A 17,224-nucleotide genomic window follows, 5' to 3' on the forward strand; every position below is an offset into this window, starting at 1 on the left:
ACGCGACATGAAGTCTAACAGGCACCCTTTAGTAGACGGGACGCTGTCGGGAGAGCAGGAGACGTGGGCCGGACCCCGTCACGTGACGCCGGTCGAGACGTGGCTGCTCAATCGCCTGATGGGCCTTCTGGGTGACCCGGCGGTGAGCGTCCTCTGTTGGGACGGCCGGGAGCATTACCGCTGTCCCCATAGCCAGCCCGTCGCCCGCATGCGCTTCTTGGACCGCGCCACCTTCTGGCGCCTGCTCACCAACCCGAACCTGCACTTCGGCGACAGCTTCAGCGCAGGGCGCATCAAGATCGAGGGCGACCTGGTCGCGTTTATCGAGGCAGTGTATGAGGCCAAGGTCAAGCGGACCCGGCCCGGCGTCCTGCAGAGGTTCCTCAAACGGGGTTTGGTGCGCCCGCAGCGCAACAGCCTCTCGGGCTCCCGGGACAACATTCACCACCACTACGACCTAGGCAACGAGTTCTATCGTCTCTGGCTCGACGACGAAATGGCCTACACCTGCGCCTATTTCGCCGAGCCGGACATGACGCTCGAGCAGGCTCAAGCCGCCAAGCTGGACTACATCGCCCGCAAGCTCCAACTCGAGCCCGGCGACCAGGTGGTCGAGGCCGGGTGCGGTTGGGGCGGGTTGGCGCGGCATTTCGCCCGACACTACGGGGTTAGGGTGCGGGCCTACAACATCTCGCCTTCACAGATCGCGTATGCCCGGGAACGGGCGAAGTCTGAGGGACTGGATGACCGGATCGAGTACATCGAGGACGACTACAGGAACATCCAGGGGGCCTACGACGCGTTCGTCTCGGTCGGCATGCTCGAGCACGTGGGCGCTGAGAACTACGCGACCTTGGGACGCGTGATCGACCGTGTCCTGACGGATGATGGACGCGGCCTCATCCACTCGATCGGTCAGATCCGTCCGGAGCCCACCAGTGCCTGGACCGAGAAGCGCATCTTTCCCGGGGCCTATCCCCCCGCCCTGAGTGAGATGATGGCCATCTTCGAGGATCCCGGGTTTTCAGTGGTGGACGTCGAGAACATCCGACTTCACTACGCAAAGACGGTCGAGCATTGGCTGGAGCGTTACCAGGGGCACGAACAAGACGTGCGGGAGATGTTCGACGACTTCTTCGTGCGTGCCTGGCGTCTCTATCTCGCGGCCTCCATCGCCACCTTCCGGGCTGGCTCCCTGCAGCTCTACCAGGTCGTGTTTTCGCGGCCCGGCAAGAACGACATGGCGTGGACGCGCGCCCACCTCTATCAGGATCAGCCCTCCAGCAAGGGTCGCGATGCCGCATCGATCTCCTCTTCCGCGGCGAGCCAGTCGTCCACCTCGTGGCCCGGCGCAAAGCCGCGCTTTTCGGCCTTGAAGTAGGCGGCCTCACTGATCCGGCGGTGGCGATCCTCGCGCAACCGCGCAAGCGGACCCCACGCCGCCGCATCCATTCGATCACTCGTCGTTATCGTCATCTCGATCTCCCCCAGGCAAGGTAATGGAGGGCTGGGTCCCGAATCGGATGCCTCCGCGAGGTGGGTCCCTGGACCGCGATGCAAGCGACCCCCTCGGCTCGGTTTTCCCGCCTTCGGGGCCTGACCTATCGACCGCAACCGGTGGTGGGAATGGCTCGATATGTGTGTTTCAGTATAGAACCCTCTATCCGCTCCGCCCCGATCGCGCCCCATGGATTGCACGAGCAATCATCATTGACGCGATTTAAAATCCACGGAACCCAATGATCCTGGGAGGGCCCATGGCCGGAGCGAGCCTACTCGCACTCATCGACGATATCGCAACCGTACTCGACGATATCGCCGTCATGACCAAGGTCGCGGCGCGCAAGACCGCCGGCGTGCTTGGGGACGATCTCGCACTGAACGCGCAGCAAGTTCTCGGTGTTCGCGCCGAGCGGGAGCTCCCGGTCATCTGGGCGGTCGCCGTCGGATCGCTCAAGAACAAGTTGGCGCTGATCCCGGCGGCACTGCTGATCAGTGCCGTCGCGCCCTGGGCCATCACGCCCCTGTTGATGCTGGGCGGCGGGTTTCTCTGCTACGAGGGCTTCGAGAAGCTGGCTCATCGCTTCTTGCATCACACTGCCGATGAACAACGGCATCACACGGAGCTGTCCCACACCCTGGTCGACCCGAGCCTCGACATGGTGAGCTTCGAGAAGGACAAGATCCGCGGCGCGATCCGCACCGACTTCGTGCTCTCGGCGGAGATCATCGTCATCACGCTGGGCATTGTCGCCGAGGCGTCGTTGGTCAACCAGCTGGCGGTCCTTGCGGGCATCGGCCTGTTGATGACGGTCGGCGTCTACGGGCTCGTGGCGGGCATCGTCAAGCTGGACGACGCCGGTATCTATCTGGGTCGGCGTCCCGGCGATGACCTGTCGGCGCGGCTGCAGCGGCGCCTCGGCGCCTGGCTGCTAGCCGCCGCCCCGCGCCTCATGCGGGCGCTTGCGGTCATCGGGACCGCCGCGATGTTCCTGGTCGGCGGCGGAATCCTGGTTCATGGGCTACCCGGGGTGCATGACCTCCTGCATCCCTTGAGCCATGCCGCGGCGGCCATCCCAACGATCGGGCCGGTGGTCGGGGTGTTGACGCCGCCAGTCTTCAATGCACTGGTCGGCGTCCTGTCCGGGGCGGTCATCCTTGGCACCGTCCGGCTCGGCTCGTTCCTGTTCCGCGGCCTCCGCTCGCGAAGCAGGGCTTCATCGACCCGCTAACGAAGCGGAGCTTGGCGGCCATCCGCCTGGACCATCGAGATCACCGGATGCCCGCATCCGTCCCGAACGTCGTGACGGCCCGACGCTGCGAGGTCAGCGGCGTGCCACCGGGGAGCAGTCGCGGACCCTCCGCGTGGTGGGCTCAGTCGCAAGGAGCAGTTGAAGGTGCGCCGCGGGCTCGTGCGGCTGCTCACCCTGCCTGTTCACCGAGGAGCCTGTCGGCCTCAGCCCCGACGGGGTCCTAGGCGCCTGTCGGAGCAGAGGAGGATCGAAGCGAGGGAGTGGGAGAGCGAGGCCATTGCGTTCCGGTTGTGAGGCGCAGAGTGGGGGCTATGTCACGACAAAGCGGGGCGACATGGACCCTTGTCCCGCTTCCGTAGCCGATTCATCCTACGTCCGACAGGCTCCTAGGCTGCGGCGGCCAGCCCCTCCGGACCGAGACGCTTCTTCAGCTCGCTGATGCGCCGGGGGACCGACTGTGGGTGGCTCTGAGCGCCCTTCAGTTGTTCCGCGAAGAGCTCGGTTTCGGCCCTGCCGACCTGTTGGAGCAAGCGCCCGAAGATGATGTTGACCTCGCCTGCTTCGAGCTCGTTGGTGACCTTGAACGCCTCCTCCAGGGTCATACCCGCGACCCGGTGCTCGATTCGCCGAAGCTCGTTCAGGGACTCGCGGATCTCCTCGTCGCGCACGCTGGGGACGAAGTCCACCTCGCGGTTCACGGCGACCTGATACAAGCAGGTAAGCATCAGCCGGCCGTGCTCCATCTCTTCGTCCCTGAGATCGGAAAAGAGCTGAGAGACCTCCCGGTTGGCCTTAAAGCGCTCGGCCATGGCCGCATAGATGTGGGCCACACGAAACTCGAAAAGCGCGGAGAGCTTGTAGGCGTTCCCGATGGCCCCCGGCATGGGCACGCGACGCGCCTGATACTTTTCGGCGATTCGCTGAAGCAGGGTCTTGTCCTTGCTCCACAGCATCCCGATGAAGACGTCCCAGCCGAACAATTGAATGATTTTGACAGGGTGTTTTAGGCAGAAGGCTCTGTCAATCACGGCTTGCATCAGCGACCTCCGGTATCGGTTCCGATTCGCCCGCCTCGTTCCGGATGCCAACGGCGACGTCGCCCCCGGCACCCGCCCGGACATGCACAAGTGTACGCGTGTGCCGCGCGCTTTTCCTTGACTGAGGATGATAGCCGATCCCCGCGCAGCGGACCCCTCAGGCGGCGTCTGCTGGATCCGGCCCAAGACGCAGCGGCGCGGGCCTACCCTCAACCCGGAACCTTCGGTAATCGGCCAGCACGAGCGCATGGTCGAAGGCGAGCCGGTCGGGGAGCCTGTCCGGAAGAAACTCCCGCAAGGCACGGGCATCATCCATCGCCCGCGGCTCACCCCGGGCCTCAGCCACGTAGACCGCGGTGATCGTGTGGCCACGGGCATCCCGGGCCGGATCCGAATAGATGCCGAGCAAGGCGCGCAAGGTGACGACGAGTCCGGTTTCCTCCCGGGCCTCGCGGACCGCGGCCTGCTCCAAGCGCTCACCGACGTCGACGAAGCCACCCGGGATGGCCCAGCCGAAGGGCGGATTGAGTCGCTCGATCAGGACGATCGGCCGCTCGGGGCGGTCCACCAGCTCGATGATGACGTCCGCGGCAAGCAACGGAGTGACGGGAGCGGCCATGGGCAGTCTTCCTCGCGGTCGGGATGCGACCAATGTACCCGTTCACGCGGGATTGGACCATTGAGGTGAGATCACCGAGGCGCCGCCGGCTCGCTGCCTGAGTCGCGCCGGTCAGGATTCGAGCAGAGTGGACGCAATCCAGCCCTGCCCGCGGCTCAGGGCCTGTTGACAATCACCGTTCGCGGTCTGACGGCCGCCCTTTTCCGCGCTGGCGGCGTTGCGGCTCGTCGCAATAGAGCCGACTATGCCTCCTCGCCGCGCCTTTCCAGCGCGACACATTGCTCGCCGTCAGCCTCGCTCAGATGAATGTCAACGGGGCGATCCAAGCGGGAACCTCAGTGAATGGGACCTGCAGAGGGGCTAAGTCCGCGAAGCTGATAAGGATCAATGCTGAATCACGTCGAAGGGATTACCGTCGCCAACACGGCCTGTCACGGAGATCCCGGTGAGGCATCCTTTCGACCTTGAGGACGAGCCCGCTTACCAGCGCTGGCGTGCCGAAAAACTCGCAAGGGCGCCGACCGATCTCGCCGAGCTCCTCGTGGAGATCGGCGATCCGCGTCGCTTGACCGATGCCGAGAACAGGGCGATTCTCGAACGCTGTCGCCGCGCGAACATGGCAATCTATGCGGGACCCACGGGCGACGACCCCGACAAGGCCATCCCCAGCGCACTCGGCGCACGTCTCGGACTGCGTCGACTCGACCGCAACCGCGGTGCCGACCAGGACGCCATCACCTCGCTGACCATTCAGACCGACGCCAGGCATCGCGACTACATCCCCTACTCGAACCGTCCCATCGCCTGGCACACCGATGGCTACTACAACGTGCCCGAGCGCCAGATCCACGCCCTGCTTCTCCATTGCGTGCTGCCCGCCGCGGAAGGCGGGGCGAACGCGCTGCTCGACCATGAGATCGCCTATATCCTGGTCCGCGATCAGGATCCGGCCCATATTCGAGCCTTGATGCAACCGACCTGCATGACCATCCCGGCCAACTTAGTCGACGGTGACGAAATACGCCCCGAGCAGAGCGGGCCTGTCTTTTCCGTCGGCCCGAACGCGCGCCTGCACATGCGCTATACCCACCGCAGCCGCAACGTCGTCTGGCACGACGACCCGTCGACGGCAGCTGCTGTCGCCTGTCTGAAACAGGTCCTGGAGACATGCTCGCCCTGGCATTTCATTGGCTGCCTCGAGTCCGGCTGGGGCCTGATCTCCAATAACGTCCTGCACACCCGCACCGGGTTCACGGACGGTCCCAAGCCCCGTCTTCTCTATCGCGCACGCTACTACGACCGGATCGCCGGAACCTGAAGGGCCCAGGATCCCCCATCGACGCGCGCAGACGGACGCGAGCACGTCGCTCGGCTTCCGCGAGTCGGGCTGGTCATCCTGCTACTCGCTTCTCGTCGCATCGACGTAGCGGTCGCGGGCGGCCTTGGCGCGCTCGAAGATGGCGAGCAAACGCTCGCCATCGGCGCGTCGGATGCTCTCGGCGAGATCCGCCATCTCGATCCCGAATCGCGCGAGCATGGCGCTGAGTGCCTCGCGGTTGGCGAGACAGATGTCACGCCACATCACGGGGCTGCTGGAGGCAATCCGGGTGAAATCCCGGAAGCCGCCGGCGGCGTAGCGAAAGATCTCATCGTTCTCGCGCATCCGCGCCAGCGCATCGACCAGTCCGAAGGCGAGCATGTGCGGGAGATGACTGGTGGCGGCGAGCACCTCGTCGTGATGGGCGACGGACATGCAGGTGACCTCGGCGCCGCAGGTCTCCCACATGGCGGTGACCCGCGCGACGGCGTCCGGGGCCGTCTCCGGCAAGGGCGTCAGGATCACCCTGCGGTTGCGATAAAGCTCGGCGAAGGAGGCCTCCACGCCGCTGTGCTCGGTCCCGGCGATCGGATGCCCCGGGACCAGGCGAAGCGGGGTGCAGCCGAAGACGCCGATCGCATCGGCGACCACACTCCCCTTGACGCTCCCCCCATCGGTCACCACCGCCAGGGGGTCGAGCCGATCGCGGATCGCCTCCAAGACACCGCGCATGGCGCCGAGCGGGACGGCGATGAACACCATGTCGGCACCGGCGACCGCCTCGCCGGGATCCTGGCTCAGCTCATCGATCACGCCCAGATCGCGAGCGCGCTCGAGATTGGCGAGACCACGACCGCAGCCGATGACCTGGTCCACCGCCTCGGCCGCGCGCAGCGCCCGCGCCAATGAGCCCCCGATCAGACCGACCCCGACGATGGCAAGGCGTTGGATCATGGCGCAAGGATATCCTCGAGCGCGGCGATCAAGCGCGCATTCTCCTCTTCCAGACCGATACTGATGCGCAAGTGATTCGGGAGCCCGTAGTTGGCAACGGGCCGCACGATGACGCCGCGACGCAGCAGGTCATGGTGGACCGGCCCGGCTGGTCGGCCGACATCGACCGTGACGAAGTTGCCGACCGATGGGATAGAGTCGAGCCCCATCCGTTGAAACGCCTCGGTCAACTGGCGCATGCCCGAGCGGTTCAGCTCGACCGAGGCCCGCACGTGCTCCCGGTCACCGATGGCCGCGGCCGCGGCGGCCTGCGCCAGGGCGTTGACATTAAAGGGCTGGCGCACCCGGTTCAGGAGCTCGCCGACGCGCGGGTCGCTGAGCCCGTAGCCTACCCTGAGGGCCGCGAGCCCATGGGCCTTGGAAAAGGTCCGGGTCACGATGAGGTTGGGGAAGCCTTCGAGCCAGCGGGTCGCATCCGGAAAGTCGGGCTCGCCGACATACTCGGTATAGGCCTCATCGACGACCACCATACAGGTCCGCGGCAGTGATCCGACAAAGGACTTGAGCGGCTCTGCGGCGAGCCAGGTCCCCGTAGGGTTATTCGGGTTGGCGATCCAGACGACGCGGGTCCTGTCCGTCACCAGGCCGGCCATGGCGTCGAGATCGTGCCCGTAGTCACGCGCCTTCGCGACACGCGCGGTCGCCCCGACTGCCCGGGTCGAGATGGCATAGACGGCAAAGGCATGTTCGGAGAAGACCGACTCGACGCCCGGACAAAGAAAGGTCCGGGCGACCAGATCCAATACGTCGTTCGATCCATTGCCGATCGTGATCGCGCTCTGCGCGATGCCGTGATGCTCGCCGAGAACACGCCTCAGCTCATAGCCGCCGCCATCCGGATACCGGCCGATCTCACCCAGCACAGCCGCGATCGCCTTGCGGGCCTTGGGGCCCGGCCCAAGCGGGTTCTCGTTGGAGGCGAGCTTGACCGCATCGCGGATGCCGAGATCGCGCTCCAGCTCCGAGACCGGCTTGCCGGGAACATAGGGGGTGAGTGCGGGGATTCCGGGCGCGGTGAGGTGGATAAATGGGTTGGTTTGGGTGGTCATGTCTATGGACTTGGCTTCAAGCCTGCGGGTTCGACGGTCGCACAGGCCAGGCGAGCGCCATGAGAATGTCACAACACGGCGAGCGGATAGGATCCGAGGACCTTGAACAGCAGGGATGATCTCTCCAGGCTTTCCAGAGCGAGGGCGACCTTCGGATCCGACCGATGCCCCATGATGTCGATGAAAAAGACGTAGTCCCAGATCCCCCGGCGCGAGGGTCGCGACTCGATGCGGGTCATGCTGATGTCGTGCGCCGCCAAGGGCGTGAGCAGGGCATGCAGGCCTCCTGCCTGGTTCCGGCAGGACAGGAGCAGGCTGGTCTTGTCCTGACCGCTGGGCGGGGAGTCCTGCTGGCCGATCACGAGGAAACGGGTGGTGTTGCCGGGCTCGTCCTCGATCCGCTCGGCGAGGACGTCAAGACGGTAGATCTCGGCCGCCTGCAGGCCCGCAACGGCCGCCGCACCCTCCTCGTTTGCCGCGGTTCGCGCCGCCTCGGCATTGCTCCCGACCGCGATCCGCTCGGCAGCCGGAAGATGGCGGTCGAGCCAACCTCGGCACTGCGCCAACGACTGCTGATGTGAGTAGAGGCTGCGGATGGCGTCGAGCTCATGGGTTCGACTCATCAGGTGATGGTGGATCCGCAGACTGACCTCGCCTGCGATCCGGAGCGGCGAGGCGATGAACATGTCCAGCGTATGGCTGACGACGCCTTCGGTCGAGTTCTCGACCGGGACCACGCCGAAATCGCAGGAGCCGGCCTCGACCTCGCGGAAGATCTCGCCGATGGTCGCCATGGCGAAGGTCTTAACCGAATGGCCGAAGTGCTTGATGGCGGCGGACTGGGTGAAGGTGCCTTCCGGACCCAGAAAGGCGACGTTCAGTGGGCGCTCGAGCGCCAGGCAGGCCGACATGATCTCGCGGAAGAGGCGGGCGACCTCCTCGCCGTCGAGCGGTCCCGGATTGGCCTGCTTGATGCGCCGCAGCACGGCGACCTCGCGCTCGGGCCGATAGAACTGGGCCTCACTCCCGTCCGCAGCGGTCTTGATGTGGGCGACCTGTTGGGCGCAGCGCGCGCGCTCGCTGATCAGGCGGAGGAGCTCCAGATCGATCTCGTCGATCCGGCTCCGGACGCCCTCCAGGACATCGCCCTGTGCGCGCTCTTGAGTCATCAATCAAACCGTTCTCGACTCCCGAGACAGCGCACCGAGAGGACACCATCGATCGCCCGAAGCCGCGCCACCGTCTCATCGGGACAGCGATGATCGACGTCGATCAGGGTCACCGCCACGTCACCGCGCGAACGATTGAGCATGTCGAGGATATTCAGCCCGGCGGCGGCCAGGTCGGTGGAAATCTGCCCGACCATGTTCGGCACATTGCTGTTCACGATCGCCATGCGATAACCGTCGTTCCGCGGGAGGTTGATCTCGGGGAAATTGACGGAATTGGTCACGTTGCCGTTCTCGAGATAGTCAAGGACCTGCTCCGCGACCATGATGGCACAATTGTTCTCAGCCTCACTGGTGGAGGCGCCCAGGTGCGGCAGGGTGATGACCCGCGGATGGTTCTTCAGGAGATTGCTCGGGAAATCACAGCAATAGGCGTAGAGGTGGCCTTGGTCCAGCGCGGTGATGACGGCATCGTCATCGATGATTCCGTCGCGCGAGAAGTTCAGCAAGACTGCGCCCTTGCGCAGGGTGCGCAGCCGCTCGGCGTTGATCATCCGCCGCGTATCGTCCGTGAGCGGCACGTGGAAGGAGACAAAGTCAGAACGCGAGAGCAGGTCGTCGATGCTGATCGCCGCCTGCACGTCGCTCTCCAGCTGCCAGGCCCGCTGCACCGTGATGGTCGGGTCGTAACCGACCACCCGCATCCCGAGCGAGCGGGCGGCATTGGCGACTCTGACGCCGATTGCACCGAGACCGATGACCCCGAGTGTGCGGCCGGGCAGCTCGAACCCGACGAACTGCTTCTTGCCCGCCTCGACGGCTCGATGGATCGCCGCGTCGTCCCCTTCGAGGCCCCGCGCAAAGAGCCAGGCCTGCCCGATGTTGCGCGCCGCCATCAACATGCCGGCGATCACCAGCTCCTTGACGGCATTGGCATTGGCGCCCGGCGCGTTGAAGACCACCACACCACGCCCGGTCATCGCCTCGACCGGGACATTATTGGTGCCGGCTCCGGCGCGCCCGATGGCCTGGACACTCGGCGGGATGTCCACTGCCTGCATCTTGGCCGACCGTACCAGGATCGCGTCGGGATGGGCGATCTCGGAGGCGACCTCGTAGCGATCCCGCGGCAGCCGATCGAGTCCCGCAACGGCGATGTTGTTGAGCGTCTGAATCTTGAACTTCATGCCTGAATCGCGTCCTGAGTGAGAATCGATGTTTAAGGGGGCCAGCCCCCAGCGAGTAAACGGCCTTAGAGGTGGCGCGATTCAGAATCAAGACCCATTGAAATCCGAGCCGCGTCTGCTCCGATGACCGAGGGGACATGCCGTGCTGAGTCGAAACATCGACCGCGCCGGTCACACCCGAGGCGGTTCGTCAGCCGTACTTGCGCTCGAACTCTCGCATGAAACCGACCAGCGCCTCGACACCCGCCTGCGGCATTGCATTGTAAATGCTGGCCCTCATGCCTCCGACCGAGCGGTGGCCCTTGAGGGTGACCAGATGCTCCGCCTTGGCCTCTTTCAGAAAGGTCTCGTCCAGCCCCGGATCCGCGAGTGTGAAGGGAACATTCATCCAAGAGCGCGATTCCTGCTCCACCGGGTTCTTGAAAAACCCTGATGCATCGATCGCCTGATAGAGCAGCGCCGCCTTGCGCTGGTTGATCCTGGCCATGGCCTCCAGCCCGCCCAGCTCCCGCAACCAGCCGAACACCAGTCCCGCGAGATACCAGGCAAAGGTCGGCGGGGTGTTGTACATGGAGTCGTTGTCCGCATGGACCTTGTAATCGAGCATCGTCGGTGTCGCAGGCAAGGGCTGTCCGAGGAGGTCCTCGCGGACAATGACGATGGTCAGCCCGGCGGGGCCGATGTTCTTCTGGGCGCCGGCGTAGATGAGTCCGAAGCGCGACACATCGATCGGGCGCGACAGGATGGTCGAGGACATGTCGGCCACGAGTGGCTTGCCGGCTGTCTCCGGGACATATGGGAATTCAACCCCTTCGATCGTCTCGTTCGGTGTGTAGTGCACGTAGGCCGCGTCGGGGCTCAGAGCCAGCTCCGGTTGGCGTGGGGCGCGAGTAAAACGCTCGCCCTCGGTGCTTGCCGCCACACAGACCTCACAGTAACGGCGTGCCTCGGCAATCGCCTTCTTGGACCAGGATCCGGTATTGACGTAATCGGCCCTGGTTCCGCCACGCAAGAGATTCATCGGGACGGCAGCGAACTGGCTGGAGGCACCTCCCTGCAGGAACAGGACCTTATAGCCCAGTGGAACGGCGAGTAGCTCGCGCAGGTCGGCCTCAGCCTGCGCCGCGATGGACATGAACTCCTTGCCGCGATGGCTCATCTCCGCGACGCACATCCCGCTGCCACGCCACTCGAGCATCTCCTCGCGTGCCCTGCTCAGGACTGGTTCAGGCAGCATCGCCGGACCGGCGCTGAAGTTGTAAACCCGAGCCATTCTTCGATCTCCGTTATCAGGTTGTCGTGGGTGAACTGAGTGTCAGCCAGCCGTCGTCAGGGCCCCGGGATGCTCGATCGGTTGCAGTCGGGCATACGGAATCGGGCGATTGGAGCCTGCAAGACCAGGAAAACGCAAAGACCGACGGCAGTGCGCTGCAGCGACTCGCTGATCAAGCTCAAGCCCTCGACATCCTTGAGGTTTCGGGGCTCGGGCCGGTTCTCCGGGTCATGGCTGCGGATCATCGTCAGGGGCAACTCCGTGGCTGCTCGGATCGTCAGTCACGTCGCCCTCGCCCTCGGAGCCGTCGCCATTCGCCTCCTTCTCGCCTTCCAACGCGACGATGCGCTCCAGATAGCATAGCCGCTCGCCCTCTCCGAGGTTGATCAACTTGACGCCCTGGGCGCTGCGGCCCACGACCGGGATCTCATCGACCGCGGTGCGGATCAGGGTGCCCCCCTCGGTGATCAGCATGATCTCGTCGCCGGGACGGACCAGGACCGCACCGACCTGGGCACCGTTGCGCTGGGACGTGCTGATACCGATCACGCCCTTGGTGCCACGGCCCTTGGTCGGGAAATCCTCGACCCGGGTCCGCTTGCCATAGCCGTTCTCGGTCACGCTGAGCACGGTGCCGGGCTCGGGAACCAGGAGGGAGATGACCTTTTGCCCCGGCTCCAGCGAGACGCCGCGCACGCCGTGCGCGGTCCGACCCATCGCCCGGACGGCATCCTCGCGGAAGCGCACCGCCTTGCCGGCCGAGGTGAAGAGCATCAGGTCCTGTTTCCCGTCGGTGATGGCGACCCCGATCAGATACTCGTCCTCGTGCAGGTCGATCGCGATGATGCCGCGCGACAACGGCCGCGAGAACTCGTCGAGCGGGGTCTTCTTCACGGTGCCCCGGCTGGTTGCCATGAACACGTAATAGCCGGCTTCGTAATCACGCACGGGCAGGACTGCATTGATCCGCTCGCCCGGATCCAACGGCAGGAGGTTCACCATTGGTCGGCCGCGGGCGCCGCGTCCGGCCTGCGGCAACTCATAAACCTTCAGCCAGTAGACTCGCCCTCGGCTCGAGAAGCAGAGCACGGTGTCGCGTGAGTTGGCCACGAAAATGCGGTCGATGAAGTCCTCTTCCTTGAACGAGGTGGCACTCTTGCCTTTGCCCCCGCGCCGCTGCGCCTGATAGTCGCTGATTGGCTGGGCCTTGACATAGCCCTGATGCGACATGGTCACCACCACCTCTTCCGGCGCGATCATGTCCTCCAGGGTGAGATCGGTGTGGTCGATCTGGATCTCGGTGCGACGGTCATCGCCGAACTGCTCGCGGATCGCGTTGAGCTCCTCGCGAATGACGGCCATCAGGCGATCCGCGTCGGAGAGGATCAGCAGCAGAGCGGCGATCCTGTCGAGGATCTCCTTGAACTCGTCCATGATCTTCTCCTGCTCCAGCCCAGTGAGCCGATGCAGTTGGAGATCGAGGATGGCCTTCGCCTGACGCTCGCTCAGACGATAGCCGGCATCGGTCAGGCCGAGCTCGGCGTCGAGGTCTTCCGGGCGGGTCTGCTCCGCGCCGGCGCGCTCGAGCATCGCGGTGACCGACCCCGGGGGCCACGCCCGTGCCATCATGCGCTCGCGGGCCTCCGCAGGACTCGGGGACGCCTTGATCAGCGCGATGACCTCGTCGATGTTGGCCAGTGCGATCGCGTAACCTTCCAGGACATGCGCGCGGTCGCGGGCCTTGCGGAGCTCGAAGAGGGTGCGGCGCGTCACCACGTCGCGGCGGTGACGGATAAAGTATTCCAGAATCTGCTTGAGATTCAGCGTTCGCGGCTGGCCGTCGATGAGCGCGACCATGTTGATGCCGAACACCTGCTGCATCTGGGTGTGCTGGTACAGGTTGGCCAGCAGCACCTCGTGATAGGCATCGCGCTTGAGCTCGATGACGATGCGCATCCCGTCCTTGTCGGACTCGTCGCGCAGACCGTCTGGGGCAATGCCGTCGATCTTCTTCTCCTTGACCAGCTCGGCGATGCGCTCGAGCAGCTTCGCCTTGTTGACCTGGTATGGGAGCTCGGTGACAACGATCGCCTCACGGCCGCTGCGCTTTTGCACCTCGGTGATGGTGCGCGCGCGAATCACCGCCCGACCGCGCCCGCTCCGGTAGGCCTCGCGGATGCCACGTACGCCATTGATCAGGCCGGCAGTCGGAAAGTCCGGTCCCGGGACATAGGCCATCAGCTCATCGATGGAGATCAGCGGATTGTCGATGATCGCCAGGCAGGCATCGACGACCTCCCGCAGATTGTGCGGCGGGATATTGGTGGCCATGCCGACCGCGATGCCGGACGAGCCGTTGACCAGCAGGTTGGGGAAGCGCGCGGGCAGAACCGCCGGCTCCTGCTCGGTGTTGTCGTAGTTGGGAGTGAAGTCGACGGTGTCCTTGTCGAGGTCGTCGAGGAGCGCATCGGCGATGCGCGTCATGCGCACCTCGGTGTAGCGCATGGCCGCCGGGGGATCGCCGTCCACGGAGCCAAAGTTGCCTTGTCCATCCACCAGCAGGTAGCGCATCGAGAAAGGCTGCGCCATGCGCACCATCGTGTCGTAGATGGCCGTGTCGCCGTGCGGGTGGTACTTCCCCATGACATCGCCGACCACTCGGGCGGACTTGCGATAGGCGCGATTCCAGACATTGCCCTGCTCGCTCATCGAGAAGAGCACCCGGCGGTGGACAGGCTTGAGGCCGTCGCGGACGTCGGGCAACGCGCGTCCGACGATCACGCTCATGGCGTAATCGAGGTAGGACTGGCGCATCTCGTCCTCGAGATTGATAGGGAGGATTTCTCTCGCGAACTCTGGCATAGGCGTGGTCAACCAAACTGTCAGCGTGCTGCGCGTCTCGCAAAATCACGCCGCGTGGCGCAGGATAGCGAGCCTGCGAAGTTTACCACGCGGGACCCTTTTGACCCCATGTTTGGTGTATTGTGACGCGGATCATGACCAGATGCTTTTGCGACTTTCGGCTTCCGGATGCACTCATGCGCGGCCTGCGCAGCGCAGGCTTCGAGACGCCGACCGCAGTGCAGGTCCAGGTGATCCCGGCGGCGCTGGACGGGCTCGATCTGCTGGTGTCGGCTGCAACGGGCTCCGGCAAGACGGCCGCTTTCCTGCTGCCGATCATGGCGCGATTCCTGGGCGAGCCCCGTCACGCTGGCGGCACGCGTGCCCTCGTGCTGGCCCCCACCCGCGAGCTGGCCCGCCAGACCCACGACCACTTCATGCGGCTGGGCAGCTATACGCGTCTGACCGTCGGTGTGATCACCGGGGGTGATTCCAGGGCTCACCAAATCGCGACCCTTCGTCGGAATCCCGAGGTGCTGATTGCGACGCCCGGCCGTTTGCTGGAGCTTCTGAGCTCGCGGGAAGCCGACCTGAGCGACCTGGAGATCCTCGTCCTTGACGAGGCGGACCGCATGCTCGACATGGGCTTCGCGGACGATGTCCTGGCGATCATCGACCGGAGCAGCCCCGCCCGTCAGTCGTTGTTGTTCTCTGCGACCCTCCATCATCGCGGTCTGAGTCGAATCACCGAGCGGCTGCTCCGCGAGCCGCGCGTGTTGACCCTCACCCCGGTGCGCGAGGAGCATCCGGACATCACCCATCAGATTTTGTTGAGCGACGGCGCCGAGCACAAACAAAGGCAGCTGCGCTGGCTGCTCGAGAATGAGTCCTACGACAAGGCACTGGTGTTCACCAATTCTCGCGAGGGGGCGACGGCCCTCGGCAACCATCTGATGGGCCAAGGGCAATGTGTCGCCGTGCTTCACGGTGAGCTGGATCAGCGCGAGCGCAATCGCGTCATCGAGCTCCTGCGCGCCGGTCGGGTGACGGTATTGATCGCGACCGACCTGGCTGCGCGTGGGCTGGATATCCCGGGCGTCGAGCGGGTGATCAACTTCGACCTGCCGCGCAGCGGAGACGATTACCTGCACCGGACCGGCCGGACCGGGCGCGCCGGGGAGAAGGGCATCGCCATCTCATTGGTGAGCTCGGCCGAATGGAATCGACTGGGGAGCATCGAGCGCTACCTGAACCTCAATCTCGAGCTGCGCAGCATCGAAGGACTGAAAGCAGACTTCAAGGGGCGGCCCCGGCGAGCCGCCGCGCGGAAGGGGACACAACGGCTGGGGACCAAGGCACGCAATGCGAAGCCGACCACGCCCAGACCAAAGAACCGCCTGCGCGACCGCAAGAATATTGGAAAGCGCCGCAAGCCCAAGGCGCCGGTCGGCGTCGAGGCCGGTCACGGCCCACTCAGAAAGCGAGATACGGGGCCAGCGAATCCGGAGCACGGCGAGCACGAATACCCGCAGGGCGATTCGCCTGCATAGGCTGATCGGGCCCGTGCGGTCGCTTCCTCCCCCCTGCCGAGCCGCTGGACGCGGCTGGTGTCGGCAAGGCGGCATTTTGACATCGAGACGCTGCGGGCAGTCGGGCGCCGCCTCATGAACCGGAGAGGGGTATATCCGGTCATCGGGAAGCCGACAGTCGATCTAATCCACGTGAACGAAGGGGCCGATCGGATCGCCCGGAGAGAGACCAAGGTAGTGGTCGGCTCGGCCCTGGTTGACGGCAATCTCGACAAGCCCAAGTGCATTCTCGTACCAAAACGGCTCACCAGGGGCGATCTCGCAGAAGGTACGCGCATAGGGCACCCGCCGGCTCGCGACGATCAAGGCCTGCCTCGTCGAACGCCCCGCCCCGTTGAGCCCGGAGATGAGGTTGCCAAAGCCATCGGCATAGAGGATGGAGGATAGCTCCGCCGACCAGTCCGCTCCAACCATGGCACCTGGCTCTATTCTGGTCAGCCGGAGGTCCTTGCCCCGACAGAGCCGCGCCGCGGCGGGTACGAACCAGTCGCGCCCATGGAAGCTCGCCGACATCGCTACCGGACGCCACCCGATATGCCAGATCGAAGCGCCGGCGTTCCCCCGCGCCAAGGGAGCCAGGAGTCCGTTGTCCGGACCGATGAACCAGGCGTCGCGAATCCGCACCAGCAGACCAGCCCGCGCGCCGCCCACACCCGGATCGACGACACAGAGATAGAGCGTCCGTCGCGGCATGTCGCGCATCATCGGGGGCAAAAGATAGGCCGCCAGGTCGGCCCGAAACGGGGGTAGATCATGCGCCAGATCGATGACTGGGACGCCGGGCAACAGCGCGTCCAGACGCGCGCGGATCTGGCCGACATAGATGCCGGCGCCGAAGTCTGTGGTCAGCGCGATACGCCGTATCCCCGCTTTCATGGATCGTCCGATCGCGGCCGGCTCAGCAAAAAGCCGGGCAAGGGCCCGGCTTTCGGATCAGCGGCGAGACGTTGCCCGACTCAGTCCTCTTCATCATCCACGGCCCCGCCGCCGACCGCCCGATCGACCAGCTCCACATAGGCCATCGGGGCCGCATCGCTCGTGCGATAGCCGCATTTCAGGATCCGCAAATAGCCACCCGGGCGATCGCGATATCGCGGCCCCAGCTCGACAAAGAGCTTCCCGACAGCCTCTTTGTCGCGCAGACGCGAGAAAGCCAGACGCCGCGTGTGGACAGAATCGTTCTTTGCCAAGGTGATGAGCGGCTCCGCGACACGCCGCAACTCCTTGGCCTTCGGCAACGTGGTCTTGATCAACTCGTGCCGGAACAGTGAGCTTGCCATGTTGCGAAACATGGCCTCGCGGTGCGAGCCTGTTCGATTGAGATGCCTTCCGGCATTGCGATGACGCATGATCCTAATCCCGATTAGTTCTTGAA

The 17,224-nt window shown here is 64.9% G+C and carries 15 protein-coding genes; 4 read left to right on the forward strand and 11 right to left on the reverse strand.

The window, feature by feature from the left end:
• Window positions 1-7 precede the first annotated feature (7 nt).
• Complete coding sequence (locus LJE61_RS11685; protein WP_296909731.1) at window positions 8-1,381, forward strand: SAM-dependent methyltransferase; 1,374 nt, start codon at window positions 8-10, stop codon at window positions 1,379-1,381.
• On the opposite strand, the gene LJE61_RS15360 is transcribed toward LJE61_RS11685, so the two are convergent.
• Window positions 1,273-1,689, reverse strand: a complete 417-nt coding sequence (locus LJE61_RS15360; protein ID WP_363306129.1) for a DUF2934 domain-containing protein — start codon at window positions 1,687-1,689, stop codon at window positions 1,273-1,275. The genes LJE61_RS11685 and LJE61_RS15360 overlap by 109 nt on opposite strands.
• A gap of 68 nt (window positions 1,690-1,757) precedes the next feature.
• Between LJE61_RS15360 and LJE61_RS11690 the strand changes: the two genes are divergently transcribed.
• Entirely contained in the window at window positions 1,758-2,732 is a 975-nt protein-coding gene (locus LJE61_RS11690; protein WP_296909733.1) for a DUF808 domain-containing protein, read from the forward strand.
• 407 nt (window positions 2,733-3,139) lie between these two features.
• Here the strand turns inward: LJE61_RS11690 and LJE61_RS11695 are convergent, their stop codons facing one another.
• Together LJE61_RS11695 and LJE61_RS11700 are read right to left on the reverse strand one after the other, a co-directional pair.
• Window positions 3,140-3,790 carry a hypothetical protein gene (locus LJE61_RS11695; protein WP_296909735.1) on the reverse strand — a complete coding sequence of 217 codons (651 nt, stop codon included), beginning with the start codon at window positions 3,788-3,790 and terminating at the stop codon, window positions 3,140-3,142.
• A gap of 157 nt (window positions 3,791-3,947) precedes the next feature.
• On the reverse strand, window positions 3,948-4,409 hold the full coding sequence (locus tag LJE61_RS11700; protein ID WP_296909737.1) for an NUDIX hydrolase: 462 nt from the start codon (window positions 4,407-4,409) through the stop codon (window positions 3,948-3,950).
• Window positions 4,410-4,854: 445 nt separating this feature from the next.
• Here LJE61_RS11700 and LJE61_RS11705 point away from each other — a divergent pair, with 445 nt between their 5' ends.
• On the forward strand, window positions 4,855-5,727 hold the full coding sequence (locus tag LJE61_RS11705) for a TauD/TfdA family dioxygenase (protein WP_296909739.1): 873 nt from the start codon (window positions 4,855-4,857) through the stop codon (window positions 5,725-5,727).
• Window positions 5,728-5,808: 81 nt separating this feature from the next.
• Here LJE61_RS11705 and LJE61_RS11710 read toward each other — a convergent pair whose 3' ends face one another.
• The 6 genes from LJE61_RS11710 to gyrA all read right to left on the reverse strand — a co-directional run bounded on the left by LJE61_RS11710 (window position 5,809) and on the right by gyrA (window position 14,281).
• A complete protein-coding gene (locus tag LJE61_RS11710) occupies window positions 5,809-6,681 on the reverse strand; it encodes a prephenate dehydrogenase/arogenate dehydrogenase family protein (RefSeq protein WP_296909741.1) in 873 nt (290 codons plus the stop codon).
• A complete protein-coding gene (gene hisC, locus LJE61_RS11715; RefSeq protein WP_296909743.1) occupies window positions 6,678-7,790 on the reverse strand; it encodes a histidinol-phosphate transaminase in 1,113 nt (370 codons plus the stop codon). The genes LJE61_RS11710 and hisC overlap by 4 nt, the downstream gene beginning before the upstream one ends.
• Before the next feature lie 68 nt (window positions 7,791-7,858).
• A complete protein-coding gene (gene pheA, locus LJE61_RS11720) occupies window positions 7,859-8,959 on the reverse strand; it encodes a prephenate dehydratase (RefSeq protein ID WP_296909745.1) in 1,101 nt (366 codons plus the stop codon).
• On the reverse strand, window positions 8,959-10,146 hold the full coding sequence (locus LJE61_RS11725) for a phosphoglycerate dehydrogenase (protein ID WP_296909747.1): 1,188 nt from the start codon (window positions 10,144-10,146) through the stop codon (window positions 8,959-8,961). Before LJE61_RS11725 ends, pheA begins: the two co-directional genes overlap by 1 nt.
• A gap of 190 nt (window positions 10,147-10,336) precedes the next feature.
• Window positions 10,337-11,419: a 3-phosphoserine/phosphohydroxythreonine transaminase gene (gene serC / locus LJE61_RS11730; protein ID WP_296909749.1), complete on the reverse strand. Its 1,083-nt coding sequence runs from the start codon at window positions 11,417-11,419 to the stop codon at window positions 10,337-10,339.
• A gap of 228 nt (window positions 11,420-11,647) precedes the next feature.
• A complete protein-coding gene (gyrA, locus tag LJE61_RS11735; protein ID WP_296909751.1) occupies window positions 11,648-14,281 on the reverse strand; it encodes a DNA gyrase subunit A in 2,634 nt (877 codons plus the stop codon).
• 134 nt (window positions 14,282-14,415) lie between these two features.
• Between gyrA and LJE61_RS11740 the strand changes: the two genes are divergently transcribed.
• Window positions 14,416-15,810, forward strand: coding sequence for a DEAD/DEAH box helicase (locus tag LJE61_RS11740; protein WP_296918488.1), 1,395 nt, complete (start codon window positions 14,416-14,418; stop codon window positions 15,808-15,810).
• A gap of 162 nt (window positions 15,811-15,972) precedes the next feature.
• Here the strand turns inward: LJE61_RS11740 and LJE61_RS11745 are convergent, their stop codons facing one another.
• Complete coding sequence (locus LJE61_RS11745; protein WP_296909755.1) at window positions 15,973-16,725, reverse strand: SAM hydrolase/SAM-dependent halogenase family protein; 753 nt, start codon at window positions 16,723-16,725, stop codon at window positions 15,973-15,975.
• An 80-nt stretch (window positions 16,726-16,805) separates the two neighbouring features.
• Complete coding sequence (gene rplQ, locus LJE61_RS11750) at window positions 16,806-17,198, reverse strand: 50S ribosomal protein L17 (protein WP_296909756.1); 393 nt, start codon at window positions 17,196-17,198, stop codon at window positions 16,806-16,808.
• Between the last annotated feature and the right edge of the window lie 26 nt (window positions 17,199-17,224).

This window comes from Thiocapsa sp. (assembly GCF_022340925.1).
GTDB lineage: Bacteria > Pseudomonadota > Gammaproteobacteria > Chromatiales > Chromatiaceae > Thiocapsa.

Bases quoted from the DNA above. Each gene is read 5' to 3' on its own strand.
- LJE61_RS11685 (WP_296909731.1), top strand. From the start codon at position 8: ATGAAGTCTAACAGGCACCCTTTAGTAGACGGGACGCTGTCGGGAGAG.
- pheA (WP_296909745.1), bottom strand. From the start codon at position 8,959: ATGACTCAAGAGCGCGCACAGGGCGATGTCCTGGAGGGCGTCCGGAGC.
- LJE61_RS15360 (WP_363306129.1), bottom strand. From the start codon at position 1,689: ATGGGGCGCGATCGGGGCGGAGCGGATAGAGGGTTCTATACTGAAACA.
- gyrA (WP_296909751.1), bottom strand. From the start codon at position 14,281: ATGCCAGAGTTCGCGAGAGAAATCCTCCCTATCAATCTCGAGGACGAG.
- LJE61_RS11690 (WP_296909733.1), top strand. From the start codon at position 1,758: ATGGCCGGAGCGAGCCTACTCGCACTCATCGACGATATCGCAACCGTA.
- rplQ (WP_296909756.1), bottom strand. From the start codon at position 17,198: ATGCGTCATCGCAATGCCGGAAGGCATCTCAATCGAACAGGCTCGCAC.
- serC (WP_296909749.1), bottom strand. From the start codon at position 11,419: ATGGCTCGGGTTTACAACTTCAGCGCCGGTCCGGCGATGCTGCCTGAA.
- LJE61_RS11745 (WP_296909755.1), bottom strand. From the start codon at position 16,725: ATGAAAGCGGGGATACGGCGTATCGCGCTGACCACAGACTTCGGCGCC.
- LJE61_RS11710 (WP_296909741.1), bottom strand. From the start codon at position 6,681: ATGATCCAACGCCTTGCCATCGTCGGGGTCGGTCTGATCGGGGGCTCA.
- LJE61_RS11740 (WP_296918488.1), top strand. From the start codon at position 14,416: ATGACCAGATGCTTTTGCGACTTTCGGCTTCCGGATGCACTCATGCGC.
- LJE61_RS11725 (WP_296909747.1), bottom strand. From the start codon at position 10,146: ATGAAGTTCAAGATTCAGACGCTCAACAACATCGCCGTTGCGGGACTC.
- LJE61_RS11695 (WP_296909735.1), bottom strand. From the start codon at position 3,790: ATGCAAGCCGTGATTGACAGAGCCTTCTGCCTAAAACACCCTGTCAAA.
- hisC (WP_296909743.1), bottom strand. From the start codon at position 7,790: ATGACCACCCAAACCAACCCATTTATCCACCTCACCGCGCCCGGAATC.
- LJE61_RS11700 (WP_296909737.1), bottom strand. From the start codon at position 4,409: ATGGCCGCTCCCGTCACTCCGTTGCTTGCCGCGGACGTCATCATCGAG.